The organism is Maritalea sp. (assembly GCF_047634455.1).
Classification (GTDB): Bacteria; Pseudomonadota; Alphaproteobacteria; order Rhizobiales; family Devosiaceae; genus Maritalea.
In genome coordinates this window covers 22,443-47,200 of the sequence record NZ_JBLIAI010000005.1, presented here as the reverse complement: position 1 = coordinate 47,200, position 24,758 = coordinate 22,443, and the positions used below count along the sequence as shown (strand labels likewise).

At 50.7% G+C, this 24,758-nt stretch carries 24 protein-coding genes; 10 read left to right on the top strand and 14 right to left on the bottom strand.

All coding sequences use genetic code 11. The features are described from left to right. Window positions 1-320: 320 nt before the first annotated feature. Entirely contained in the window at window positions 321-1,121 is an 801-nt protein-coding gene (locus ACJAZW_RS03060) for a DUF3108 domain-containing protein (protein WP_415155398.1), read from the bottom strand. 242 nt (window positions 1,122-1,363) lie between these two features. On the opposite strand from ACJAZW_RS03060, the gene rpmB reads away from it, so the two are divergent. From rpmB to ACJAZW_RS03045, 3 genes are all read left to right on the top strand, one after another. After that, complete coding sequence (gene rpmB, locus ACJAZW_RS03055) at window positions 1,364-1,648, top strand: 50S ribosomal protein L28 (RefSeq protein ID WP_415155397.1); 285 nt, start codon at window positions 1,364-1,366, stop codon at window positions 1,646-1,648. Between the two features lie 120 nt (window positions 1,649-1,768). Further along, the gene (locus ACJAZW_RS03050; protein ID WP_415155396.1) at window positions 1,769-2,419 is read left to right on the top strand and encodes a VUT family protein; all 651 of its coding nucleotides are present in this window, start codon (window positions 1,769-1,771) and stop codon (window positions 2,417-2,419) included. A gap of 212 nt (window positions 2,420-2,631) precedes the next feature. Continuing rightward, window positions 2,632-2,880, top strand: a complete 249-nt coding sequence (locus ACJAZW_RS03045; RefSeq protein WP_415155395.1) for a peptidase — start codon at window positions 2,632-2,634, stop codon at window positions 2,878-2,880. A gap of 139 nt (window positions 2,881-3,019) precedes the next feature. Here the strand turns inward: ACJAZW_RS03045 and ACJAZW_RS03040 are convergent, their stop codons facing one another. The 5 genes from ACJAZW_RS03040 to ACJAZW_RS03020 all read right to left on the bottom strand — a co-directional run bounded on the left by ACJAZW_RS03040 (window position 3,020) and on the right by ACJAZW_RS03020 (window position 8,837). Then, window positions 3,020-4,066: a M42 family metallopeptidase gene (locus ACJAZW_RS03040; protein ID WP_415155394.1), complete on the bottom strand. Its 1,047-nt coding sequence runs from the start codon at window positions 4,064-4,066 to the stop codon at window positions 3,020-3,022. Between the two features lie 89 nt (window positions 4,067-4,155). Continuing rightward, window positions 4,156-5,139, bottom strand: a complete 984-nt coding sequence (locus ACJAZW_RS03035; RefSeq protein WP_415155393.1) for an esterase-like activity of phytase family protein — start codon at window positions 5,137-5,139, stop codon at window positions 4,156-4,158. A 14-nt stretch (window positions 5,140-5,153) separates the two neighbouring features. Further along, complete coding sequence (gene cobT, locus ACJAZW_RS03030; RefSeq protein WP_415155392.1) at window positions 5,154-7,043, bottom strand: cobaltochelatase subunit CobT; 1,890 nt, start codon at window positions 7,041-7,043, stop codon at window positions 5,154-5,156. A 37-nt stretch (window positions 7,044-7,080) separates the two neighbouring features. Beyond that, window positions 7,081-8,058: a cobaltochelatase subunit CobS gene (gene cobS / locus ACJAZW_RS03025; protein WP_415155391.1), complete on the bottom strand. Its 978-nt coding sequence runs from the start codon at window positions 8,056-8,058 to the stop codon at window positions 7,081-7,083. 158 nt (window positions 8,059-8,216) lie between these two features. Next, window positions 8,217-8,837: a J domain-containing protein gene (locus tag ACJAZW_RS03020; RefSeq protein WP_415155390.1), complete on the bottom strand. Its 621-nt coding sequence runs from the start codon at window positions 8,835-8,837 to the stop codon at window positions 8,217-8,219. Between the two features lie 71 nt (window positions 8,838-8,908). Here ACJAZW_RS03020 and ACJAZW_RS03015 point away from each other — a divergent pair, with 71 nt between their 5' ends. Next, entirely contained in the window at window positions 8,909-9,184 is a 276-nt protein-coding gene (locus ACJAZW_RS03015) for a BolA family protein (protein ID WP_415155389.1), read from the top strand. Here the strand turns inward: ACJAZW_RS03015 and ACJAZW_RS03010 are convergent. From ACJAZW_RS03010 to ACJAZW_RS02990, 5 genes are all read right to left on the bottom strand, one after another. Continuing rightward, window positions 9,181-10,791: a putative bifunctional diguanylate cyclase/phosphodiesterase gene (locus ACJAZW_RS03010; protein ID WP_415155388.1), complete on the bottom strand. Its 1,611-nt coding sequence runs from the start codon at window positions 10,789-10,791 to the stop codon at window positions 9,181-9,183. The genes ACJAZW_RS03015 and ACJAZW_RS03010 overlap by 4 nt on opposite strands. Window positions 10,792-11,009: 218 nt before the next feature. Further along, a complete protein-coding gene (locus tag ACJAZW_RS03005) occupies window positions 11,010-11,444 on the bottom strand; it encodes an EamA family transporter (protein ID WP_415155387.1) in 435 nt (144 codons plus the stop codon). Between the two features lie 16 nt (window positions 11,445-11,460). Beyond that, window positions 11,461-12,741 carry an HlyC/CorC family transporter gene (locus ACJAZW_RS03000; RefSeq protein WP_415155386.1) on the bottom strand — a complete coding sequence of 427 codons (1,281 nt, stop codon included), beginning with the start codon at window positions 12,739-12,741 and terminating at the stop codon, window positions 11,461-11,463. After that, complete coding sequence (aroB, locus tag ACJAZW_RS02995; protein ID WP_415155385.1) at window positions 12,741-13,850, bottom strand: 3-dehydroquinate synthase; 1,110 nt, start codon at window positions 13,848-13,850, stop codon at window positions 12,741-12,743. Before aroB ends, ACJAZW_RS03000 begins: the two co-directional genes overlap by 1 nt. After that, window positions 13,847-14,452, bottom strand: a complete 606-nt coding sequence (locus ACJAZW_RS02990; protein ID WP_415155384.1) for a shikimate kinase — start codon at window positions 14,450-14,452, stop codon at window positions 13,847-13,849. Before ACJAZW_RS02990 ends, aroB begins: the two co-directional genes overlap by 4 nt. Before the next feature lie 308 nt (window positions 14,453-14,760). On the opposite strand from ACJAZW_RS02990, the gene ACJAZW_RS02985 reads away from it, so the two are divergent. The 3 genes from ACJAZW_RS02985 to ACJAZW_RS02975 all read left to right on the top strand — a co-directional run bounded on the left by ACJAZW_RS02985 (window position 14,761) and on the right by ACJAZW_RS02975 (window position 17,881). After that, the gene (locus ACJAZW_RS02985; protein ID WP_415155383.1) at window positions 14,761-15,672 is read left to right on the top strand and encodes a site-specific tyrosine recombinase XerD; all 912 of its coding nucleotides are present in this window, start codon (window positions 14,761-14,763) and stop codon (window positions 15,670-15,672) included. A 154-nt stretch (window positions 15,673-15,826) separates the two neighbouring features. Continuing rightward, window positions 15,827-16,783 (top strand): acetyl-CoA carboxylase carboxyltransferase subunit alpha, encoded by a 957-nt coding sequence (locus ACJAZW_RS02980; RefSeq protein ID WP_415155382.1) that lies wholly within the window; start codon window positions 15,827-15,829, stop codon window positions 16,781-16,783. 132 nt (window positions 16,784-16,915) lie between these two features. Next, window positions 16,916-17,881 (top strand): L,D-transpeptidase family protein, encoded by a 966-nt coding sequence (locus tag ACJAZW_RS02975; protein ID WP_415155381.1) that lies wholly within the window; start codon window positions 16,916-16,918, stop codon window positions 17,879-17,881. An 84-nt stretch (window positions 17,882-17,965) separates the two neighbouring features. Here the strand turns inward: ACJAZW_RS02975 and ACJAZW_RS02970 are convergent, their stop codons facing one another. Together ACJAZW_RS02970 and ACJAZW_RS02965 are read right to left on the bottom strand one after the other, a co-directional pair. After that, window positions 17,966-18,430: a GNAT family N-acetyltransferase gene (locus ACJAZW_RS02970; protein WP_415155380.1), complete on the bottom strand. Its 465-nt coding sequence runs from the start codon at window positions 18,428-18,430 to the stop codon at window positions 17,966-17,968. 10 nt (window positions 18,431-18,440) lie between these two features. Then, window positions 18,441-20,216 carry an SLC13 family permease gene (locus tag ACJAZW_RS02965; protein ID WP_415155379.1) on the bottom strand — a complete coding sequence of 592 codons (1,776 nt, stop codon included), beginning with the start codon at window positions 20,214-20,216 and terminating at the stop codon, window positions 18,441-18,443. 196 nt (window positions 20,217-20,412) lie between these two features. On the opposite strand from ACJAZW_RS02965, the gene ACJAZW_RS02960 reads away from it, so the two are divergent. The 3 genes from ACJAZW_RS02960 to ACJAZW_RS02950 all read left to right on the top strand — a co-directional run bounded on the left by ACJAZW_RS02960 (window position 20,413) and on the right by ACJAZW_RS02950 (window position 21,901). After that, window positions 20,413-20,637: a hypothetical protein gene (locus ACJAZW_RS02960; protein WP_415155378.1), complete on the top strand. Its 225-nt coding sequence runs from the start codon at window positions 20,413-20,415 to the stop codon at window positions 20,635-20,637. Then, complete coding sequence (locus tag ACJAZW_RS02955) at window positions 20,634-21,212, top strand: uracil-DNA glycosylase family protein (protein ID WP_415155377.1); 579 nt, start codon at window positions 20,634-20,636, stop codon at window positions 21,210-21,212. The genes ACJAZW_RS02960 and ACJAZW_RS02955 overlap by 4 nt, the downstream gene beginning before the upstream one ends. Window positions 21,213-21,295: 83 nt before the next feature. Continuing rightward, window positions 21,296-21,901, top strand: a complete 606-nt coding sequence (locus ACJAZW_RS02950; RefSeq protein ID WP_415155376.1) for a hypothetical protein — start codon at window positions 21,296-21,298, stop codon at window positions 21,899-21,901. 12 nt (window positions 21,902-21,913) lie between these two features. Here ACJAZW_RS02950 and secA read toward each other — a convergent pair whose 3' ends face one another. Beyond that, a complete protein-coding gene (gene secA / locus ACJAZW_RS02945) occupies window positions 21,914-24,586 on the bottom strand; it encodes a preprotein translocase subunit SecA (protein ID WP_415155375.1) in 2,673 nt (890 codons plus the stop codon). Window positions 24,587-24,758: the final 172 nt, after the last annotated feature.

The window sequence follows — 24,758 nt, the reverse complement described above, 5'->3', positions numbered from 1 at the left end:
ATTCTTGCTTCGTTCCCTACAGTATATGGTGGGTGGTGCGGTGATGGGGCACTATTTTTCGTGAAATTGTACGATTGGGGGCTTGAAAAAACAAAATCACGTTTACCAGTGTTTCGATTTGATTAACTTGGCCAATTTCCTAACCATTGTTTCAAATGTTTGAATGTATTTGAGTTGCCCGTCGACACATATATTAATCTTTGCGGGCAGGAAGGGGCGCAAAAAAAGTGCAATCTTTACGAAAAACACTTTGACGTGTCGAATTGAGAACCAATCCGGGCGCATATGGTTAACGGTATTTCGTTATCATCGGGTGATTTTTAGTCGTTCAGCCGCGTCAGAACCATTGATATATCGCCAAATGCTGTGCCTACCAAAATCCGATATGGAATCAAATAGCCTGATTGCTTTAATGGTGCATACCAAATCAAAAAACGTTGGTTGGATTGCATGTAGGTGGTGGTGTCGGAATTCGAAAAGTGACCAGAAATCGGCTTGTACCGCATTGTACACAACATCACAGGACCTTGGTAACCCGTGGCCTTTGACTTTGCTGTTTGCTCTTTTGCGAACTTTAACTCGATGTCATAGCGCTCAACACCTGTATAAATGTTCAAACTCCGGTTGCAAATTTCCGGCTCCAAGCGGTCTGCCTTGAGCAAAAAGGCGGCAATAGGGTCGTTGATGGCACGGCGATGGCTGGCGACAATGGGCACCCGGTTTTTATTTTGACTGAGGGGTGGGGCGACTTGTTCGCTGGTGACATTGCCATCTTGTGCTTCAAACCGAACATTGAATGATTGTTTGTTGGCAATGGTTTCCAGTTCAAAGCGGTTGCTTTGTAATTGACCGGCTGAGGAATTGCCCGAAGACGACAATCGGGCGGTACCCGCTGCAATAAGGGATGCGAGGCCGGATACATCGCCAGAAATGTTGACGCTATAATTTTGACCGTTATCTTTGAATGACACACCCACGATGGCGATATTGACGCCGCGTAAGGTCACAATATAGGTGGCATTTGCATCCAGAACTGCTGCAATTGCGTTATAGGGTGCCCAAAAAATGGCAAGTGTGATACAGATAGTGCGGATAAAGGGTGTGTAAAATGATGCGGCCACGATGTCGGTCGATCCTTAGCTATTACGCAAGTTTGGTGCTTTTGACGAATCACTGATTTTCAACAGTGCCGACATGGTTTGATGCTTTCAAGGCAATTCGAAGTGATTTTACGATAGAAGTGCTTGACTAATGGCGGCCAATTACTTACTTAAACGCGACTTTTTCATGTAATTGAGACCTGTCGGGCTCCGCAAACTGCGCGAGACAGACGAGGTTTTGTGGATCGAATGGGAATTATAACATGGCACGGCGTTGTGAACTTTCTGGCAAAGGTGTGATGTCTGGTAATAATGTGAGCCATGCGCTCAACCGGACTCGTCGCAAGTTTTTGCCTAACTTGTGCAATGTGACTTTGATGTCTGAGGTTTTGGGCCGCAATGTGAAACTTAAAGTTTCAGCATCGGCTTTGCGTACTGTTGAGCACCGCGGTGGCTTGGACGCATATTTGCTCAAAGCAAAAGACACTGAATTGTCAGATCGCGCGTTAGGCGTGAAAAAAGAAATCCGTTTGGCGCAAGCGTCTTAATACGGCTTTCTGTTTGAATTTTGATATTGAATCCGCGGGACGATTTTTCGTTTCGCGGATTCTTGTTTTCATAAGTGGCGTCGGTCTATTGCCGGAATTGCTACGTAACATAAGAGGTGCATGATGATGCTCACTCGTTTTTTTGTGGCCGTTGCGGCCATGGCGATTGTTGTCGCCACATCAAACTATTTGGTTTCAATCCCGGTTGATTTTCAACTTGGCCCATTGGACCTCAAAGAAATCCTCACCTGGGGTGCCTTCACCTATCCATTTGCTTTTCTTGTTACTGATTTGACCAACCGTCATTTTGGTCCAAAGTCCGCGCGGATCGTTGTGCTGGTCGGCTTTTCCCTGGCTGTTTATTTGTCGATCAAATTGGCTTACCCAAGAGTAGCGGTTGCATCTGGCACCGCGTTTTTGGTGGCACAGTTGCTTGATATTTCGATCTTTGATCGCTTGCGGGGGGGCGCTTGGTGGCGCGCGCCACTGATTTCATCCAGTATCGCCTCGGCAATTGATACGGCGATCTTTTTCTCGTTGGCGTTTGCGCCTGCCTTTGTCGGCATCGATCATTTCTTTGCACAGAGCGACACGTCGCTTGGCTTTGGTGTGCCGCTGTTGAGCATGGGCCCTGAAGTGCCCCTTTATGTGTCGTTGGGCTTCGGCGATTTGATCGTTAAAGGTCTAATGGTTTTTGCGCTGTTGGCACCATACAGTTTTTTGAGACAGTTTATCTCAGATCGCCAGGTTGCCAAAAGCGTTGTTGCCTGATCAGTTGAGTGGGTAATGCCTATAAAATGCTGAACTGAATGTGAGCGCAATTTAGCATTTGATCAACGCCCCGTTTTTTCGGGGCGTTTTTTTATGTGCCAACGCCAACTACCTTCCATACAGACTTGAATTGCGTTTCGCGCTTCGGTTTGATAGGAGTAACAAATCAGATCGCCGGGTTCACGGCGCTGATTTTCGGGAAATCCCAAAAAATGAAAATTTCGACGCAGGCTGACTTTGAGCAAGTGCTGAAATGGTTTGCTCTTGCTTTGGGACTTTGCAGTACGATTGCGATTGTTCAAGGCTGGCAGTTGGCGGCCATGCTGTTTGGGCTGCCATTCTGTTTGATATGGATTTATTGCGGTTGGCTCAGAACAGAGCGACAGTTGAAATACATAAATATCATGTTTTCGGCGCTCTACATTTATGGAATCGCTCGGTATTTCATGCTGGATGCTTAAGAAGTCAAACGGGTGTGATCCCCTAGTCATGTGAAGCTGTACAGCGGACCTTAAACTACACGATGTTTTGAATTCACTTTTAACGAAAAAGGCCCGCCACAGATGTGACGGGCCTTTGGTGTCTTCATCAAAGTAATTCTTAGTGATCTGCCAAAAACGCTGTCAAAATATCGCGCGCGGCTTTTAGATCAGTTTTGTCGATCATTTCGGTTACTGTGTGCACATAGCGACACCCGACAACTATGCCAACAGCTTTTGCGCCAGCGGCGGCTTGTTGGGCGGCGGCGCCATCTTGTCCGCCACGGGCCAAAATGGTGCGTTGGTATGGAATATTGCTCTTTTTGGCCAAAGCTTCCACTTCACGCACAAGTCCGATATCCGCGATGAATGAGCTATCTTTCACATGAAGGCCAAAGCCCTTGCCTTGAATGGTCACGGCTTGGTGCTCAGGCACCCCAGGCGTGTCGCAGGCGAGCGTTACGTCAATTCCTAGTCCGATATCAGGCTGGATTGCGTGCGCCGCTGTGCGGGCACCGCGCAGGCCAACTTCTTCTTGGGTGGTGAAAGCCACATGGATTTCGCAATCGTGGGTGGATTTGTCTTCCACCAGCTTGCGAATTGATTCAATGCCCAACCAACATGCCACACGGTTGTCGAGTGCTTTGGAGACGATTTTGTCTTCCATATCGAGCAATGGCTCGTCCATCACCACATAGTCGCCAACTTGCACGACGTCTTTGGTTTTTTCGCCCATGCCCAGGTCGATCACGAACTCAGAAACGGTTGGAATTTTTTTGCCTTCTTCAGGGCTTTGAATATGGATCGGCTTGCCGCCTGGATTCATCACGGCTTTATAGTCGCCTTTTTCGGTCACCACCAAAACGCGGCGGCTGAACAGGTTGCGCGTGTCAAAGCCGCCCACATTGTCCACATAGACATGGCCTTTTTCACTAACGTGTGAGACCAGAAATCCGATCTCGTCCATATGGCAAAGCAGCATGATCTTTTGCGGTGGATTTGCTGGTTTGCCTGTTGGGTTGCGTTTGCACAAAAGTGAGCCCATTGGATCGGTGACCACTTCGTCGAAAAGGCCTTCAACTTCTTTTTGGATGAGCGCACGGATGCGGTCTTCGCGGCCCGGCACGCCCGGGGTTTCGCACAAGCGCTTCAGTAGATCGATATTCATGAATTATCCCTTTATCAGATTTGCCCGTTATGGCCGGGCTTTGATGTAATCTGGGGGCATACTGACGTGATTTGCATCTGAAATCAAAATTATTTTACTAGCTCAAATTGCAGCAACAATGTGCGTTCCCAACCACGAAAATTGTCGTCTGAGAGGATGGAAATGATGGTTTCGCCATTTGCACCAATATGGGTCGCCAAGCCTTCCATATTGTCCACGTCGCCGCCATTTGCCTCGAGTAATTTTTCGCCAAACAAAACTTGTCCGGCTTGTACTTGGGCGGCTGCGATTTTTCGCAATTGCATGGAAAAGCCGAAAATGCCCACATCGCGATAAAGGATCAACAGGTCACCAGCTTGTGTAAAGGCACAACCTGTTGGGCGGAAGCCGCCCTCTGCGGCAACGCTAAGATCGCCGCCATCGCGTTTGCCCGAAAGCCATGCGCGGTTGTTGCCTTTATCGTTGCGCACGTCTTCGGCAATCATCAGCGTTGAGCCAGCAACAGGAGAAGCTGGTGGGGCGATGCAAAGCGACTCGATTGACCAATTGTTGCGTTGTTGGGTGAGCCAAGTGGGGATGATATAGTCTTTGGCTGCGCCGCCTGGCCGTCCATCGAGCAACGCAAAATCGGCGACACGGGTGAGATTTTCGAACCCGATCCGCACGGCGACGGCTTCTCCGTTTCGGTAGATGGTGTCTATGGCTTCGGAATCGCGTGACCACAAGTTGGGAAGTTTTACGCCTTTGGAGTTTTTGATCGGCTCGATCGTGGCGTTTTGGATGGCGACCGGCGCGCCCTTTTGATCGTAGCTAATTTGTCCAGCAACAAGGTAACCGGTGTCTGTAACCATCGCCACGCCGCCATTGGTGGACATGATGGTGAGGTCAGACAATCCACCAAAGTTTGGCACGTTACCTTTGAGTTGCAAACCACCCCGCCAGATCAGGCCAGTGCCAACGGGTTTGCCGATAGCTTGGCCTTTAAACCATTTAATGGGGGTGGCACTAATGTTGAATTTTTCAGCGAAGGCATTGCTGGGCGCAAAAATGGTGCCGAGTAATCCCAAAAGCAAAATGAATGAGCGAACTATTTTCGGCCTCGGCGACGGGTTTCGGCAGGCAATTCTTCATCAAACAAGTCTGCGAGATTGTCAGTAAGTGCACCCGCCAATTCTTCAGCATCCAGCAAGGTGACCGCGCGGCGATAATAGCGGGTCACATCGTGCCCAATGCCGATGGCCACCAGTTGAACTGGTGAACGGGTTTCGATGTCTTCAATAACGTAACGCAGATGTTTTTCTAAATAATTGCCCGGGTTGACGGATTGCGTACTGTCATCGACAGGCGCGCCGTCAGAAATCACCATCAATATGCGGCGATTTTCGGGCCGACCCAGAATTCTCTTATGTGCCCACAATAGAGCCTCACCATCAATGTTCTCTTTGAGCAGCCCTTCGCGCATCATCAAGCCAAGATTTGACTTGGCGTGACGCCATGGCTGTTCGGCAGATTTATAGATGATATGGCGAACATCGTTGATCCGACCCGGATTGGCAGGGCGTCCGCCTTGCATCCAAGCTTCTCGTGATTTGCCGCCTTTCCAGGCGCGGGTGGTGAAGCCCAAAATTTCAACTTTTACGCCGCAACGCTCTAGCGTGCGCGCCAGAATATCGCCGCAAATCGCCGCAATGGTGATCGGGCGGCCGCGCATGGAGCCTGAATTGTCAATCAACAAGGTCACAACCGTGTCGCGAAAATCGGTGTCTTTTTCGACTTTGAACGACAAGGGTTGCAACGGATCGGTTACCACGCGGGTGATGCGTGCGGTGTCCAGCAGACCTTCTTCAAGATCAAATTCCCAAGAGCGACTTTGTTGGGCCATCAAACGGCGTTGCAATTTGTTGGCCAACCGCGCCACGGCGCCAGAAAGTCCATCCAATTGTTTGTCCAATAGCGCGCGCAATTGTTCAAGTTCTTCAGGCGGGCAAAGGTCTGCCGCGCTCACGGTTTCGTCGAACTTTGTGGTGAATATCTTATATTCGGGCATGTTGCGGAAATGATCAGGAATATCATTGTCCGGTTGCGCGTTGGGGCTATCTTCGCCATGTTCAAGCGGCGCGTCCTGTTCCTCCATATCTTGCATATCGGCGTCTTCGCCTTCGGTTTCACCTTCTTGCTCGGTGTCGCCTGGCGCTTGTTCTGCGTCGATTTGCTCTTCATCCTGTTCGGAGGTGCCGTCTTGTTTATCGGCATTTTCGTCTGGAGCATTTTGCGGATCAGTGTCTTCGCCCGCATCGTCCTCGTCGCCATCCAAATCCGTTGGATCAGCATCAACTACCAATTCCATGCTGCGCAACGCCGCGCGGCAAAGTTTGGAAAACTCAGTTTGATCATCCACGAGCGATGCTAAATCGTTAAGCTGTTCGCCCGCTTTTTGCTCGATAGTTTCGCGCCAAAACTCAACCAAGCGTTCGCCGGATGAAGGAATGTCTATGCCCAACAGTTTTTCGCGCAATACCAAACCCATAGCCTCGGCCAAAGGCGCGTCGGCAATGTCGGTGACGGACGCGTAGTTGGCGCGGAACAATTTGTCCTCGAGCATGGCGGCTAGATTGCCCTTCATGCCAGGTAAACGTGCGGTGCCGAGGGCCTCAACCCGAACTTGTTCGAGACTGTCAAAAACCGCTCGCGCCTCGGGGTCTTGGGGTGAGTATTTTTTGTGTAGTTTTTGGTCGTGGGCGGCCATACGCATTGCCATGGCGTCGCCTTGGCCGCGCGCGATGGCTATATCTTCAGGCTTTGGCAGCCGGGGTAGGTTGGCCAACCGGGCTTTGTCTTTGGTGAGTAATGGCCGGTCGGACGTGAAAGCCACTTCCAACTCTTTGTCCTCGGCGATGGCGCGCATGGTCACGCCAACGGCGTTTTTCAACGTCGCTGACGGATCAGGTTTATTGGCGCGTTTGGATATGCCAGACATATTTTCCCTCTCGGGTTAGACCGCTCCGGCTGGAGTTTTAGGCGCTCAAAGCGATGTTCGCCGCAGATTCAGGCAAGTCGGTGCCAAACACACGCTGGTAGAACTCAGCTACAACAGAACGTTCCAACTCATCACATTTGTTGAGGAATGTGAGACGGAAAGCCATGCCGATATCACCAAAGATTTGCGCATTTTCAGCCCAGGTGATAACCGTACGAGGGCTCATGACGGTCGAAAGGTCGCCATTGATGAACGCCGACCGCGTCAAATCAGCAAGCCGAACCATGTTCGAAATTGTTTGGCGGCCTTCTTGTGTGTCAAAACTTTTGGCTTTGGCCAAAACAATGCCGACTTCTTTTTCGTGTGGCAAATAGTTCAAGGTTGCCACAATCGACCATCGGTCCATTTGACCTTGGTTGATTTGTTGCGTGCCGTGGTAAAGACCAGATGTATCGCCCAAACCGATAGTGTTGGTAGTTGAGAACAAACGGAAAGCGGGGTGTGGCTCGATCACTTTGTTTTGGTCAAGCAAAGTCAGACGGCCGGACACTTCTAATACGCGCTGGATCACGAACATCACGTCAGGACGACCCGCATCATATTCATCGAACACGATCGCGATGTTGTTTTTCAGCGCCCATGGCAAAATGCCGTCGCGGAATTCAGTGATTTGTTTGCCGTCTTTGATGACAATGGCATCTTTGCCCACCAAATCGATCCGGCTGACATGGCTGTCCAAGTTGACCCGCACAAGTGGCCAATTCAGGCGCGCGGCGACTTGTTCGATGTGGGTTGATTTGCCCGTGCCGTGATAGCCTTGCACCATGACCCGACGATTGTGTTCAAAACCGGCAAGAATGGCCAATGTGGTTGCTTTGTCGAACAGGTAATCAGGATCCAGAGGCGGCACGTGTTCGGTGCGTTCTTTATATCCTTTGACCACCAAATCTGAATCTATGCCGAAAAGATCGCGTACTGAATATTCGGTATCGGGCAGGGGTGCTGTCACACTCATTATGGGTAACCTTTTAGATAGAACGTATTCGTCAATTGGGGTTTTGGCACAATTTGCGTGCAAAAGGTAGGGTGGGGAATGTTAAAGATGCAAGTTATATAGCAACAAAGTTCGGGCTCGACCAGCGCCGAGCCCTCATCAATATGCTGCTTGTTTGATCACACAAATCCTTTGGACTTAAGATGGTTGTAAGCCGTCACGATATTGCGCAAACGCTCCTCGGAACTTTTGTCGCCGCCATTAATGTCTGGGTGGTGTCTTTTCACCAGATCTTTATAGGCTTTTTTGATCTCATCCGGGCCTGAGGCTGTGCTGACATCCAGCATTTCCAGTGCTTTTTTGTCGGCATCCAGAATTTTACGATCTGTGGAACGATTTGGCCCTGCGGACTTGCCTTGCATCCGGGCATAGCGGCGGAACACGTTGGATGGGTCATGGTTCTTTTTCTTGCGACCTGCCGTGCTCGGTCCGTCGGTTGCGTCGTTGGCAACTTTGTTCACGCCCATTTCCCAAGTCGGTCGCCCGCCGGTGCGGTCAGACACAATTTTTTGAATTTCGTCATCTTTCATCTCGGAGAAGAAGTTGAAACTCTTGTTATATTCGCGCACATGGGTCATGCAGAATTGGTAATAGCCGGGTTGATCAGAACCTTTTGGTGCTTTGTGCGCGCCAGCTTGGTCACAGCCCTTCCATGCACAACGTGGCAAATCGTCCTCAGGTTTTGCGGCTGAAGACGCGCGGCGTTTTACTTTTATTTTGTCGAAGAGCTTTGAATTCAATGTACGTGCTCTTAAAGTTAGAGAAATGGACACCTCTTTTACATCAAAAAGTAGCGAGAACGAAACCCCCTATGTCGATGAAACAAACAATCTTTGAGAAATTGTCGAAAGAATTTGCGCCTACCCACCTAAATGTGATCGACGAAAGCGAATTGCACCGGGGCCACGCAGGTTATCGCGAAGGTGGAAACTCCCACTTCAGGGTACAGATTGCCGCCGCCGCTCTTGATGGCAAAACCCGGGTCGCCCAGCAGCGGGCGGTGATGGATTGCATGGCTCAAGAATTGAAAGAAGCCATTCATGCCTTTGCGATTGAGGTGAGCCCAAGTGATAAGTTCAGACCCTAGAACTTGGTGATCAGACGATCCGATAAATTGATCACATTGTCGCCTGTTGCAAATGGGGGCAATACTTTTTGCATGCGACGGGCATCCTCAGCATTTACAGGTTTGGAGAATAGGAAGCCTTGAAACTGGTGTACCCGCTCGCCTTGGGATAAGAACTCGGCTTTGGAGATCTCGTCTACGCCCTCGGCGACCAAAGTAATGTTCATTTGCTTGGCAATTAAGCAAACGCCGTTGAGGATATTACGTGATATTTCAACAGTGGCGGCATCATCAATGATCGATTTGTCGATTTTGATTTTGTCGATTTCAATCTGACGCAAATAGTGCAACCCACAATAACCTGCGCCAAAATCGTCAAGGGCGATTTGCACGCCCATTGCCCGTACGCGTTCAAGGGTCGTGCGAATTTTTTCCACATCATTGATGAGTACGGACTCGGTGATTTCCAGCTCCAACCGATAGGGGGCAAGGCCGCTATCATTGAGCGCTTCTTGTACGGTGGTTAAAAAGTCAGACCGGATTAATTGCACGGGCGACACGTTAACGGCGACAAATAAGTCGGGGTGCCAGCTTGCGCATTCGTGGCATGCTTGTTGGAGTATGTGCGCACCAATATCCAAAATAAGCCCGGTGCTTTCGGCAATCGGGATAAATTCCTCGGGGTTTAAAATTTCGCCATCAGGCAGCTCAATGCGAGATAGGGCTTCAAAGCCTGCGATTTGCAAAGGGTTTTTGGCGTGAACGATGGAATGAAAATAGGGTTTGAGCGTCGCTGCGTGTATGCAGTCGCGCAAAATACCTTCAATGCGGCGGCGGTTCGATGCCTCGCTAGCAAATCTGGGCTCAAATACGCATCCTGCGTGGCCGGTTTCCTTGGCTTTATATAGAGCTAGATCTGCGGCTTTGAGCAGTTGGTCTTGGCTGGTGCCGTGCAAGGGAGAAAGCGCAGTGCCGATGGATGCGGTAACGTTCACCTCATGATCGGGCAATATGTAGCGCTTAGCCAAGAATACACGCAGTTCGCGACCAAAATGGGTAGCCGCCATTTCATTGGCAGTTAGATATTGAATGACCACAAATTCGTCACCGCCGAAACGCGCGACAAAACCGGCATCGCCGACCCAGTTTTGAATGCGGCAACCAAGCTGATTGATCAGCTCGTTGCCCACATCGTGGCCAAGAGAGTCATTGACTTGTTTGAAACGATCTATGTCGACAAAATGAACGGCAAACGGGTGGTTGCCTTGGTTGGTTTCCAACAATTCCTCGAGCTTGTTGGTGAGGGCCAACATGTTCGGCAGGCCCGTCAAATGATCGGTTGTTGCTTGTGCGGCAATTATTTTATTGGCCCGCTTTAGGCGACCTGATGTGCGGTAAGAGGGGTAAAGGAATATCGGCGCAACGAGCGAGGCGACCACAAGAGTGACCCCTAATTGATACCAAATGCCAGCATAATATTGGCCAACAGTTTGAAACGCGACCACCGCAAGAATGGATGCGAGCACCGTCGCGCCGGCCGATTGAAACAATGTCAGCTTTGCTGGGCTGATCGAGGGATCGCCCGCGAAGTACTTTCCAATTATGTTCCAACATTTCTTGATCATCATGCACAAGAGCATATTGGACAGGAATTACGGTTTTCGCGGCGAAATAGGTTGCATTTTAATGAACTTGGAAAGTGCGTGTGTTTACAGTGGTATAGAGTCTATATGTAAGGAAAAATTCACCCAAATTGCCCGCTGCAAATACCGGCATCTAGCGGTAATGCGCGGTAAAGTGGCACAAAGGTTGGCGGTTGTGCTGCCGATCCGAGCGGCACGGCCTTTTAGTTGGTTGCAACCAAGATGGCACCAGCGGCGATCATTGCGACGCCAAACCAAGCTGCGATCGAAAGGCTTTCACCCAAAAAAAGGGCACCAAGAACAGCAACGAACACAACACTGAGTTTGTCAACAGGGGCGACTTGCGCCGCTTGCCCAATTTGTAAGGCCTTGAAGTAACAAAGCCAAGATGCACCTGTGGCAAGGCCGGACAAAATCAAAAATAATATGGTTTTGCCCGAAAGCGTATTAAGGGGTTGGTATTCGCCGGTTTTAACAATCAACAATGTTAACCCAACAACAACCACAACAGTTCGTATGAGAGTTGCAAAATTTGAATTTATGTCGGTAACGCCAATTTTGGCAAATATCGCGGTAGCGGCGGCAAAAAAGGCGGCCAAAATTGCCCATGTTTGCCAGCTAGTGGTGATGTCACTCATTTGCTTCGTGCTGTGGTCAAGGAATAATCCTTAGTTCGGTGATGCGATTGCGTTCCTTTTTTAAGACGCTAAAACGTTTGCCGTGAAATGTAAAAGTCTGGTTGATATTGGGGATCATTTTTGCTTCATCAAGCACCAGCCCGGCAATGGTGGTGGCGTTTTCGTCTGGGAGGTTCCAATCAAGTGCGCGATTAAGGTCGCGAATGGGCAAAGAGCCTTCCACAATGTAAGAGCCGTCTGGTTGCTTTTTTGCCCCTTGCATGACTTCGTCATGTTCGTCAGCGATTTCGCCAACGATCTCTTCCAAAATATCTTCTAGCGTGATCAGGCCTTCCACCTCGCCATACTCGTCCACAACGAGGGCAAAATGGGCCTTTTCGAGTAAGAATGCGTTCAGTTGTGCTTGCACAGGTGTTGTGTCGGGCACAAACCACGGCTTTGATACGATGGCGTTGATGTCAAGTTGCTCAACATCGCCACCCGCTTTGAACAAAGCCCGCAGTAAGTCCTTCGCGTGCATGACGCCAACGATGTTTTCCTGATCGTCTTTCCAAAGCGGGATGCGTGTATAGGGGCTTTCAAGAATCTCTTGCACGAGCTGCTCTTTGGGCAAGTCGGCGTCGAGTGCGAGCATTTTGGTCCGGTGTACCATGACGTCAGACACTTCCAATGCGCTCAGATCAAGAATGCCGCCAAGCATGTCTCGATCATTCTTGACCACCTCACCATCCCGGTGCAACAAGTCCACGGTGCCGCGTAATTCGTCGTGACCCGTCATGCCCGTGTCATCGCCTTCCCGGCGTGCGCCGAGTAACCGCAACAAAGCGTTGACCAGTTTTTGAATGGCAAAAGTGATAGGTGCAAACAGCGCCACTATGGGCCGCACAAAGGGCGCAACACCCAAGGCAAACTCGTCAGGTTTTGAGATTGCCCAGGTTTTGGGCAACACTTCTGAGAAGATGACCACCAACGCCGTCATGACGATGGTGGCGTAGATCACACCCGTATCCCCAAACAATGCGATGAGGACGCTTGTTGCCAAAGATGATGCGAGAATGTTGACCAGATTGTTGCCCAACAATAGTGCGCCGATCAGGCGTTCTTTGTCTGCGGTTAGCTTTTCAACCAATTTGGCACGTTTGTTGCCCGATTTCACCCAGTGATGAATGCGCGCCCTAGAGGCCGCTGTGAGGGCTGTTTCGGAACCAGAGAAAAACCCAGATAGGGCCAGAAGCACCAAAATAGCAGCCACTGACACCCAAAAGCTGGGGGGCAATGACGCAAAAAATTCAGCCATTAGTTTCGTTGCTCCTCAAGAAATGCAGAAATCGCGTCGGGGTCAACACCCTTTTGAATGAAAGCCTTGCCGATGCCTTTTGTCAAAATAAAGGTGAGGGCACCGCGAGAAACTTTCTTGTCCTGGGCAATATGATGCATCAATTTGTCAGTCGATGCGAGTTCGCCGGATATGTCGCTTAGCTCGGTTGGCAGACCAACTGCTTTAAAATGGTTGGTGACGCGCACAGCGTCTTGTCCGTTTGCCATGCCGATTTTTGTTGAATATCGATGGGCGAGTACCATGCCAATAGCGATACCTTCGCCGTGTAGCAAGCGATCACAATAGCCCGTGACCGCTTCAAACGCGTGTCCGAACGTATGCCCCAAATTGAGTAATGCACGGGCGCCAAGTTCTTTTTCGTCGGCGGCAACAAAACGCGCTTTTGCCTGGCAAGCATGGGCGATGGCTTTTGCGCGGGCCGGGCCCCCTTCAAATATTTCGCGCCAGTTTTCTTCGAGCCAAAAGAAAAACTCTTGGTCATCAATGAGGCCATATTTGGCCATTTCGGCGTATCCGGCGCGAAACTGTCGTTCAGACAATGTGCCAAGCGCGGTTAAGTCTGCGGCAACGTATCGGGGCTGGTGAAACGCGCCGATGAGGTTTTTGCCGTGTGGGGAGTTGATGCCGGTTTTGCCGCCCACTGAACTGTCAACTTGCGCTAATAGTGACGTGGGTACTTGCACAAAATCCATGCCGCGGCGAATGATTGAGGCTGCAAAACCTGCCAGATCACCCACAACGCCGCCACCAAGGGCAATCACAATGTCGTTGCGTTCAAGCCGCTCTTTAAGCAACGATTCAACAACGTGGTTGAGCATTTTGTTGGACTTCGAGCTTTCGCCAGCGGGAATGGTCACCACAGCAAAGTCCAGGCCTTCAGCCTCCAAAGTATGCTTAAGGCGCGGAAGTTGTTCGCGCGCAACGTTTTCATCGGTCACAATGCCGTAACGTGCGCCGGGGAACATGGATTTGAGCTTTGCGCCCAGCGTGTCTATGGCGTCGTGCGCCACATTTATGTCGTACGCGCGTTCGCCCAGATCGATATGAACGATATTGTTGTCGGTCATTTTGTTTGCGACTTTTCGGTTGGGTCCAAATATTCAGCGAGGGTTGCAATGATTGTTGAGGCAATCTGCTCGTGCGTCGCCTCATGCGATACCACCGTTACATCCGCTAGCGCATATGTTGGATAGCGTTGATCCACGAGCGATTTGAGTGTGCCAAATGGGTCTGGTGTGCGCAATAGAGGTCTTGTGTTGCGGCGCGACACACGCTCGAATAGCAATTCAACATCGGCTTTTAGCCAGACACAGATGCCGTGCTGGGATATGTTTTTGCGGGTGTTTGGGTCCATATAGGCCCCACCGCCAGTGGAGATGACTGCGTTGCGCCGTGTGCGCAAAAGCCGGGCGATAACGCGGGTTTCCCCGGCGCGAAACTCTTCCTCGCCATGGGTTTCAAAAATATCGGGGATGGGCATGCCCGCCGCCAATTCAATTTCGTCGTCGCTATCGATAAATTCAATATTCAGGAAATGCGCCACCCGACGGCCCACGGTCGATTTGCCTGCGCCCATCATGCCAATGATGACGATTGGCCGAGCGTTGCGACTTTTATTCACGCGATCTGCATTGCGTTGCACCACGGTGCTGTCCAATTCGACGGGCACTAATATCTCCAGCTTGACCTCGAATGTGAGGTTGAAGCGATGTGTGGGTGAATTGTCAAGCCGCAACACGTAATCGAATGCTTGATTGCAAGCGCAAAATGGCCCAAAAGAGGGCAGTTGGAGGAACTACTATCAAATGCCTACGCTTATTCGTTTTGTGTTATTTATTGGAATTCTAGCGGCCATTGGGTACGGCTCTATGTACGCGTTGACGATATTTGTTGACCCCGAACCGCGCGAAATGACTCAGCGCATTCCATCGCGGGATTTGTTTGGAAATAATTAGGTTTGGCAACAGGACTGCGCCAATGTCCGATCAGTATTTGATCGAAAATTTTTTGGAAATGATGAGCGCCGAGCGCGGCGCGGCCGCCAACACGCTTGAAGCCTATCGTCGTGACCTTTCTGACTATGCGGCGTTTGCCGCAGCGAAAAATGGGGAAATGGCGAACGCCGACCGACATCTGATCCAACATTATCTCATTGCTTTGGATGAACGTGGATTTGCCGCTTCCAGTGCGGCGCGACGTTTGAGTTCGCTCAGGCAATTTTATCAATTCTTAGTGGCTGACGGGGTGAGAAAAGATGACCCCACACGGGTCATTCCTGCGCCCAAAGCGGGCGTGCGGTTGCCAAAAACCATGTCAATTGGTGAGGTTGACCGATTGTTTGCGCAAGCTGAATTTGAAGTGGCGAGCGACAAACTTAAGCCAAAAGCAAAATTGCGGGCGCACAAGCTCTATGTGTTGCTTGAGTTATTATATGGCACGGGCATGCGCGTTTCCGAACTTGTTGGCCTGTTGCGTTCAAGCGTGACCCGAGAAGGTTCAATGCTGAACATCATTGGTAAGGGCAACAAAGAACGTGTGGTGCCGCTTAATGACCGCGCCAAAGATGCGCTGCTTGCTTATTTGGGTCACCTGCCTCCGGGCCGGTTCGTATTTCCAGCCAATACGGATACAGGATTTTTGGCGCGCCAAGTTTTTGCGCGTGAGTTAAAGGCATTGGCGGGTCGTGCGGGATTGGACACTTCAAAAGTATCGCCGCATATTTTGCGCCATGCTTTTGCCTCACATTTGTTGGAAAGGGGAGCCGATCTTCGTGTGGTGCAGTTATTGTTGGGGCATTCTGATATTTCTACGACACAAATTTACACGCACATTTTGGATGAGCGGTTGACCGCGCTTGTGCATGACCATCATCCCTTGGCCAAGGACTAGCGCTAAAACGCTTAGAATTGACGATCAAGTTGGGTTTTTGCCAAGGCTAAGGCGCACAAAGCTTGACATTAACCGGGGGAATGGCCACTTTCCGCCGCAATCATATGAGGTTCCAAAGCCGACAGGTTAGGAACGACAAAAAAGACGGATAAAGATGCAATCCTATCTCGAGTTTGAAAAGCCAGTTGCCGATATTCAAGGCAAAATTCAAGAGTTGAAATCGCTTGCGCAAAGCGGCGAAGCGATTGAAATTGAAGACGAAGTCATACGTTTGCAAGACAAAGCAGACGAAGCTTTGCTCGAGATTTATGGTCGGCTTTCGCCTTGGCAAAAAACGCAGGTGGCGCGGCATCCGCTGCGGCCGCATTTTGTTGACTATATCAAGCAATTGATCACGGACTTTGTACCCTTGGCGGGTGACCGCAAGTTTTCTGAAGACGCTGCGGTGCAAACCGGATTTGGTCGTTTTGATGGTCAGCCGGTTGCGATTATCGGCCAGGAAAAAGGTTCGAATACGGAAACACGCCTCAAGCATAATTTTGGCTCCGCGCGGCCTGAAGGGTATCGCAAAGCGGTGCGCGTGATGGACATGGCGGATCGATTTGATATCCCTGTTCTGTTCCTCGTGGATACCGCTGGTGCTTATCCGGGCGTTGGTGCAGAAGAGCGCGGGCAGGCCGAAGCGATTGCCCGATCAACCGAGAAGTGTTTGGAAATTGGTGTGCCATCTTTGGCGTTGGTCATAGGTGAAGGTGGTTCGGGTGGCGCGATTGCGATTGCGACGGCCAACAAAGTGGTCATGCTTGAGCACTCGATTTACACGGTGGCTTCGCCAGAGGCGGCGGCAACAATTTTGTGGCGTGATGCCGCCAAAGCCCAAGAAGCGGCGAACAACATGAAAATCACGGCCCAGGACTTGTTGCAGCTTGGTATTATTGATCACATTATCGCGGAACCCGCAGGTGGCGCGCATCGCCATGTGCAAGAAATTATGCAGTCCACCCATAAGGTGATCGAAGACTTTTTGGCGGAGTTTGAAGGCAAAGGCCGTCTTGAAGTGCGTGAGCACCGCCGAGAGAAATTCCTCGCGATGGGCGCAAACCTTACTTAGGGTCTGGACTCAATTGAGAAACGGTCTGGATTGGGTGCAAGGCGAATAGTATTGTGCATCTTATTGGATTAACTATAATTCATTAGGGTGTACTGTAAGCTTTGTAGCTTGGATGTAGGTTTGGAGGCGATTGTGGCAAATGGTCTGCGCAATATTGTAAAATCATTGTTGGTGTTGATCGCGCTCGGGGTTTTGGCGGCGTGTACCACAGGCTTTGAAAGCGATCGCGGAAATATTCCATTGCCGTCTTTGACCAAAGCGCGACTTGGCCAGATGGGCTCAAGCGAAGGCGCGCCCATGCTGGTGCGGATTTTTAAAAGCGAAAGCGATTTGGAAGTCTGGAAGCAGGTTGAAGCCACGGGCAAGTTTGAATTGTTTCGCACCTATAAAATTTGTGCATGGTCCGGCGATTTAGGACCAAAGTTCAAAGAAGGGGACCGTCAGGCACCTGAGGGTTTCTACGACGTGACGCCGGGATTGATGAATCCGCGCTCCAGCTATTTCTTGTCTTTCAATCTTGGTTTTCCAAATAAGTTTGATCGTGCGTATGGACGTACCGGCACAAATATCATGGTGCATGGGGATTGTACCTCAAGCGGATGCTATGCAATGACGGACGAACAGATTGCGGAAATTTATGCGCTGGCACGGGAAACGTTTAAGGGCGGCTCTAAGAGTTTTCAGGTTCAGGTTTATCCGTTCCGCATGACGGGCGAAAATTTGGCCGCTTATAGTGACAGCGAACATATGGAATTTTGGCGCGACATTAAAGTTGGCTACGACCATTTTGAACTAACCAAGCAACGCCCCACATGGGATGTTTGCGATGGCCGATACGGTGTTAACCGGGCCGGTGGCTGTGGGGCCTCAACGCTGAGCGCAGAAATGCGCGCAGCTTATGGCAAAATGCAAGTAGCAGATGCGGCGGCTTTCAAGGTGGCTATGGCCAACAAAGCGCAATCCAAACTTGACGCGGAGGCTGAAGCGCAACGTAAAATTGAGGCAGCGCAGGCCGCAGATGAACGCAAAGCGGCGATCAATCAAACCACGAGCAAAGTGACCGGCTGGTTCGGGGGCTTGTTTGGCGGTGGGGGCTAAATGTCGGTGCTGAGAATCCAGATGCTGCTGAACGCGCTGGGCGACTAGAAATCATGCGCCGGGTGTTTTTGCCGCTTTAAGCGACTAAAGCTTTTTGATCCAATAACCGACGGTCTTATGTTCATCAAGCGCGGCGGTATCGATCATCTCAAAGCCAAGTTTTTGATGGAAGGCGACCGAGCCGGGATTTTCTGGTATGTGGTTGATTTCACAACATACCAGCGCAATGCCGTCCGCTTTGGCTTTGGCCATAAGGTCCAAATAGAGTTTTTTGGCGTGGCCTTTGCCACGCGCATGCTCGGCGGTGACGATCCTATCGATATAAGCAAAACTTTCGTAGCGCTTTTTGAACCAAGAAAAATTGATGCCGTCGTGCGGCGAGTTATGGCTCATAGTGATCAGAAATGCATCCAACGAGCCAATGGTCTTGGTCAGATATGACCGCTCGACCAATCGTTGCAGGTCTGCGCTTTCAAGGAACGAGGTTTCCTTGGCGTGGATATTATTAAGCACTAACACATGATCGAATTGATCTGATGTGAGGGACATCTTAGTCTCCTTAGAGCGGCCAGAAGACCATGATGGATGGCACCGAAACGGCGACAATGATGATTTCAAGTGGAAGCCCCATTCGCCAATAATCAGAGAATGAATAGCCACCCGGGCCCAATATCAGCATGTTATTTTTGTGCCCAATTGGGGTGAGGAACGCGCAGCTTGCAGCGACGGCCACCGCCATCAAAAATGGGTCCGGGTTCACGTCCATTTGAGCGGCTAGACCGATTGCGACGGGCGCAGCTACAATTGCGGTCGCAGTATTGTTCAAAACGTCAGATAAGGTCATGGTGACAATCATCAGCAGCGTGAGCGCCACCCAAGCTGGTAAGCCCGCAGTTGCGGCACCCAGTGCGTTGACGATCAATTCGGTGCCGCCTGAGCTTTCAAGCGCCGCGCCCAAGGGGATCATCGAGCCCAACAAAACCACAACGGGCCATTCGATGGTGTCATAGAGTTCGCGCAACGGCACGATGTCGGTGAAAACAAACACGATGACAACGACCGCTAAGGCGACGGGGAGGTATATCCAGCCAAGGCTGGCAGCGATCAAAGCGGCGGCGAATACACCAATGGCGAGCCAAGCGCGGTCATATTGGGTTATGGGCAATCGACGGTCGGCCAATGGCAAACAACCCATGCGCCCGATCACGTCTTCCACATTATCAGGAGCACCAAGCAACAATAAAATGTCGCCCGGTTCCAGTTCGGTTTTTCTGACCTGCGTACGAATGGCTTTACCTTGTCTTGAAATCCCCAAAAGTGAAACGCCATAGCGCGGGAGCAATTTGGACTGCATGGCGGTGCGCCCGGCTAAGCGGCTTTCGCGGGTCACCACAGCTTCGGCCAGAATGATGTCGCCTGACAGGGCCTTGTTGGATGCGGTTTGGCCTTGGAATTTCAAGCCGAGTACGCCAACAAGGGCGTTAATCGCTTCAGGCGAGGCTTCAATGATCAGGTGATCGCCTGCCTTGATCTCTTCGTTGCGGGCGCGGCCACCCAATCGAGTGCCACGTCGCGCTAACCCAAGCACATAACAGTCGTTTTCTTCGGCGATGGCATCGAGTTCTTTGACCTTTTGGCCAATTGCTTTGCTGTCTGCACCAACCACCAAATCTGCAACATAGCCTTCCAATTCGGCCAGTTCAGAGGGCGAGTTCTTGTTGCGAGATTGTTCGGGAATCAACCGCCAGCCAATTGTTGCCACATAAAGCATACCCACTAACGCAGCGATTAGGCCAACGGGGGCGAAATCGAACATTTTAAACGGCTCGCCCAACGTGGTTTCCCGGATTGAAGCAATAATGATGTTTGGTGGCGTGCCGATCAGGGTCACAAGGCCACCCAAAATTGTCGCGAATGACAATGGCATTAGTGTTTGCCCCGGTGTCCGCCCGGCTTTTTGCGCCGCTTGAATGTCCACAGGCATCAGCATGGCCAACGCCGCCACATTGTTCATGAAGGCCGACAAAATGCCACCCAGCCCACCCATGATGGTGATGTGCATGCCAATGGAGCGCGATTGATCAATCACCGAGCGGGTGATCAAATCGACCGCACCTGAATTGGTCAGCCCGCGCGAAACGACCAAAACCAGAGCAACGATTATCGTTGCGGGGTGACCAAACCCGGAAAAAGCCAAGTCGGTCGGCACCACATTAAACAGCAGTGCAACGATTAGTGCGGTGAATGCCACAATATCGTAGCGCCAGCGGCCCCACAAAAAACCAGCAAAAACGAGAAAGAAAAGCGAAAACAGAATGATTTGGTCAGGTGTCATATAGCGGGTGGGCCTAGTTTATCTGCACAATGCGAATTGGTCTCATGATCGCAAATCGGGAAGCCGCCGACTAGGGGGTAATTAGGATTTGTTTGGTTCATTGCCGGCTCTAATCATGTAAAAGTCAGATAAGGCCGATCAGGATTGTGGGCTTGTATTTTGCGCGGTTCATTGAAATCATAATTTTTGGAGAAATATGACAAAAAACACACATCCCTTTGAGCAAGCACACTCGATTGGCCCGAAAATGGTGCGCCTATTGGCGTCAATCGGAATAACCGATTTTGAACAGTTGGTTGATGCGGATGCGCGTGAGCTTGCTTTGCGAATCAATGTGGAAATGGGAGATAAGCGCCTAAATGGGATGGGCGTGCGGGCGCTGGAAAATCTGATTGCGTTGGCTAAGGCGAACACGGCATGACATTTGATCGGTTTGTGGCAGACATACGGTCATGCAATGTTTGCGCTGCGCATTTGGCTTTGGGGCCGCGCCCGGTTTTGCAAGTAAGCCAGAGAGCCAAAATCTTGATTGCCGGGCAAGCGCCGGGCCGTCTTGTCCATCTTTCGGGCAAACCGTTTGATGATAAAAGCGGCGAGCGTTTGCGCGACTGGCTTGGGGTAACATCAAAACTGTTTTATGATCCGTCGCTGTTTGCCATTGTGCCGATGGGGTTTTGCTTTCCAGGCGCCGGCAAATCCGGCGATCTTCCCCCGCGCCCCGAATGCCGGGCAACTTGGCACGATAATCTCTTCACTCTCATGCCACAGCTTGAGCTGAAAATCATCATTGGCGCTTTTGCGCTCGATTATCATTTGGGTGACAGACAATCCAAAACGCTGACCGGGACGGTGCAGCGATGGCGGGAATTTATGCCGGACTATTTGCCGTTGCCGCACCCAAGTCCGCGCAATAATATTTGGCTCAAGCGTAATCCGTGGTTTGAGGCAGAGGTTTTGCCCGAGTTGCGGCGCTTAACGAAGGCATTGTTGGTATGAGCACAGATTGGCCCCGTTGGAACAGCGCGCTGGTTTATTGGTCAAGAGGTTGGCCATTTATTGGTGCTATCCTGCAAAAGAATTTGAGTTATCAAACTGCCAAACTGCCCCATTTTGAGGATCAAAAACTAACAGAATGGTTTGCTGATCGCTTGGCGAACGCAAACAGCTATCTTGAGTTTGGCAGTGGTGGCACCACGTTTTTAGCCGGCCAACTGGGCATCCCGTTTGCCAGCAAAGAAAGTGACTTGTTGTTTTCGCTCAGCGTCCAACAAACGTTGCAGCAAGCGGGATATCTGAAGGCCAATCAGCAACACATTCACGCAGATATTGGGCTGACGGGCAATTGGGGTTACCCAGTGAAGGTGAATGGCTTGTCGCGACGTGAGAAAACCAGATTTGCCGCCTATTCTGACATGCCGCGAATGGACAAATTGCCCGACTTGATCCTCATCGATGGACGTTTTCGGGTGGCTTGTGCGTTGAAGTGCATCACGGCGCTGTTTGGCACAGCAGGCTGGACCATATTGGTGGACGATTACATCAATCGACCCCACTATCACGTGGTGGAGCAGTTTGCACAGCTTGATCAGATGGTTGGGCGCATGGCGGTTTTTGTGCCATATCCAGACGTGAAAATGGCCGCTATAGAAGATGTTCTAAGCGACCATTTGTATGATTGTCGATAGGCCGAATGACCTTTAAGCAATCGCCCCGTGGCAATGCTTGTATTTTTTTCCAGAACCACATGGGCAAGCTTCGTTGCGGCGCACCTTGCCCCACGTTGAAGGGTCGTCTTTGTTGGCCACATCGCTTGCTGGAACTGCATCATTTTCGCCGGTAAACGGATCAATGTGCTGCTCTTGCATTGGCGGCAATTGTGGCTCAGGTGGGGCCACTTGCACCTGCACATGGCTGAGTTGCGCAATCACCAGTTCGCGCAGGCTGTCGAGCAATGTTTGGAATAGCTCATAGCCTTCTTGTTTGTATTCGTTCAGCGGATCACGTTGCGCCAGCCCGCGCCAACCAACAACTTTTGATAGGTGATCAAGGGTCACCAAATGCTCACGCCATAGCCCGTCAATCGATTGCAATAAGATCTGTTTTTCGATTTGTCGCATGATTTGTGGCGAATAGTCGGCCGCCTTTTTTGCCGCTGTTTCGTTGGCCAATTTAATAAGGCGTTCAGTAACTTGTTCGCTGTCTATGCCTTCTTCCTCTGACCATTCTTTGATCGGGGCATTCACATTGAGGTAGGTTTTTGCCGCTTCTGCGAGCTGCTCATGCGCCCATTGCTCAGGGTAGGAACGGGCTGGAATAGCCTTCTCGATGATGTCATGTACAACATCCTCGCGCATATCTTTGATGGCAATGGCCACATTGGCTTCGTCCATCAATTCAAGACGTTGTTCAAAGATTACCTTACGCTGATCGTTCATGACATCATCATATTTGAGGATGTTTTTGCGGATATCAAAGTTGCGCGCTTCAACTTTTTGTTGGCTGCGCTCAAGCGCTTTGGTTACCCAAGGGTGAGCGATGGCTTCGCCGTCTTCAAGGCCAAGTTTGACCAACATGCCTTCCATGCGTTCGGGTGCGAAGATACGCATCAGATCGTCTTGCAAGGACAAGTAGAATTTGGAGTGACCGGGGTCACCTTGACGGCCTGACCGGCCACGTAGCTGATTATCAATCCGGCGAGATTCATGCCGTTCGGTGCCGATCACATAAAGACCACCGGCAGCAAGAGCTGCTTGTTTACGTTCTTCGATTTCTGCTTTGATTTGTTTGATCTTAGCGTCGCGTGCGTCGCCTTCAAGGTTAGCGCACTCAATATCAATGCGCATTTCCAAGTTGCCGCCCAGCTGAATGTCGGTTCCCCGACCCGCCATGTTGGTTGCAATTGTTACCGCGCCGGGCATGCCCGCATCGGCGATAATTTGTGCTTCTTGTTCGTGGTGACGGGCGTTGAGGACTTTGATGTCTTTTGCGCCCTTTTTCCGCAGCATGTCCGCAAGAAATTCAGATTTCTCAATTGATGTTGTGCCCACCAAAACCGGCTGATTGCGCTTTTGGCAATCAAGCACTTCATCGGCGATGGCTTTGAATTTCTCTTCAACCGTGCGGTAAACTTCGTCTTCTTCGTCAACCCGGGATACATCTTGGTTGGTGGGGACAGAAATCACATCCAATTTGTAGATGTCAGCAAATTCCTCGGCTTCAGTGGCGGCAGTTCCGGTCATGCCAGAAAGTTTTTCATAAAGGCGGAAATAGTTTTGGAAAGTAATCGAAGCCAGAGTTTGGTTTTCCGGCTGGATTTTTGCGCCTTCCTTGGCCTCTAGCGCTTGGTGCAGACCTTCTGAAAAACGACGGCCTGGCATCATTCGACCGGTGAACTCGTCAATGATCACCACTTCATCGTCGCGCACAATATAATCTTTGTCGCGGGTGAAGAGTTTATGTGCACGAAGTGCGGAATTCATGTGGTGGACGATAGAAACATTTTCGATGTCAAAAAGGCTTTCGCCTTTGATCAGCTCTGCTTCTTTGAGGATGGTTTCAAATTTTTCAATTCCGTCATCAGTAAAAGACGCAGAACGTTGTTTTTCGTCGAGTTCAAAATCTTCGTCGGTGACATGTTTCATCAACGCGTCGATTTGCACATAAAGATCGGAGCGGTCTTCTGATGGACCAGAAATAATCAAAGGCGTCCGGGCTTCGTCAACCAGGATTGAATCGACCTCATCGACGATCGCGTAATGGTGTCCGCGCTGCACCATTTGTTCTTTAGTGAACTTCATGTTGTCGCGCAAATAGTCGAAGCCAAATTCGTTGTTGGTGCCGTAGGTCACATCCGCTGCGTATGCTGCGCGGCGTTGATCGTCTGACAGTCCGTGCACAATGACACCGGTTGTAAGGCCGAGAAAACCATAGACTTGGTTCATCCATTGCGCATCGCGGCCAGCCAGATAGTCGTTCACGGTGACAACGTGTACGCCTTTGCCGGTGAGGGCATTGAGATACACTGCCAACGTTGCGACCAGTGTTTTGCCCTCGCCGGTGCGCATCTCGGCGATGGCATTGTCGTTCAATACCATGCCGCCGATAAGCTGTACGTCAAAGTGACGCATGCCCAATGTGCGTTTTGCAGCTTCCCGCACGGTGGCGAAAGCTGGGACCAACAGGTCTTCTAATTTCTTGCCACTTGCGTAGTCGGCTTTTAGCTCGTCAGTGCGGGCGCGCAATTGCTCATCGCTTAGGGTCTGCAGTTCCGGCTCCAGGGCGTTGATTTTATCAACAATTGGGCGGTATTTTTTGACTTGGCGATCGTTAGATGAGCCAAAGATTTTTTTTGCTAACGCGGCGAGTGCCATATGAGCGGTCCCATTTTGTTGCTATTGCGCCTTAATTTTGGCGCATCAGCGGAAAATTCTTGGTATGAAGAGGGCAAAATATGGGCAAATGCCATTAGATTTTGCCTTTTCAAGCGTTGGGAGATGTAAGTGCGGTTAAGTGTCTTGTCAACGTCTCGGAAATCACGCAAAC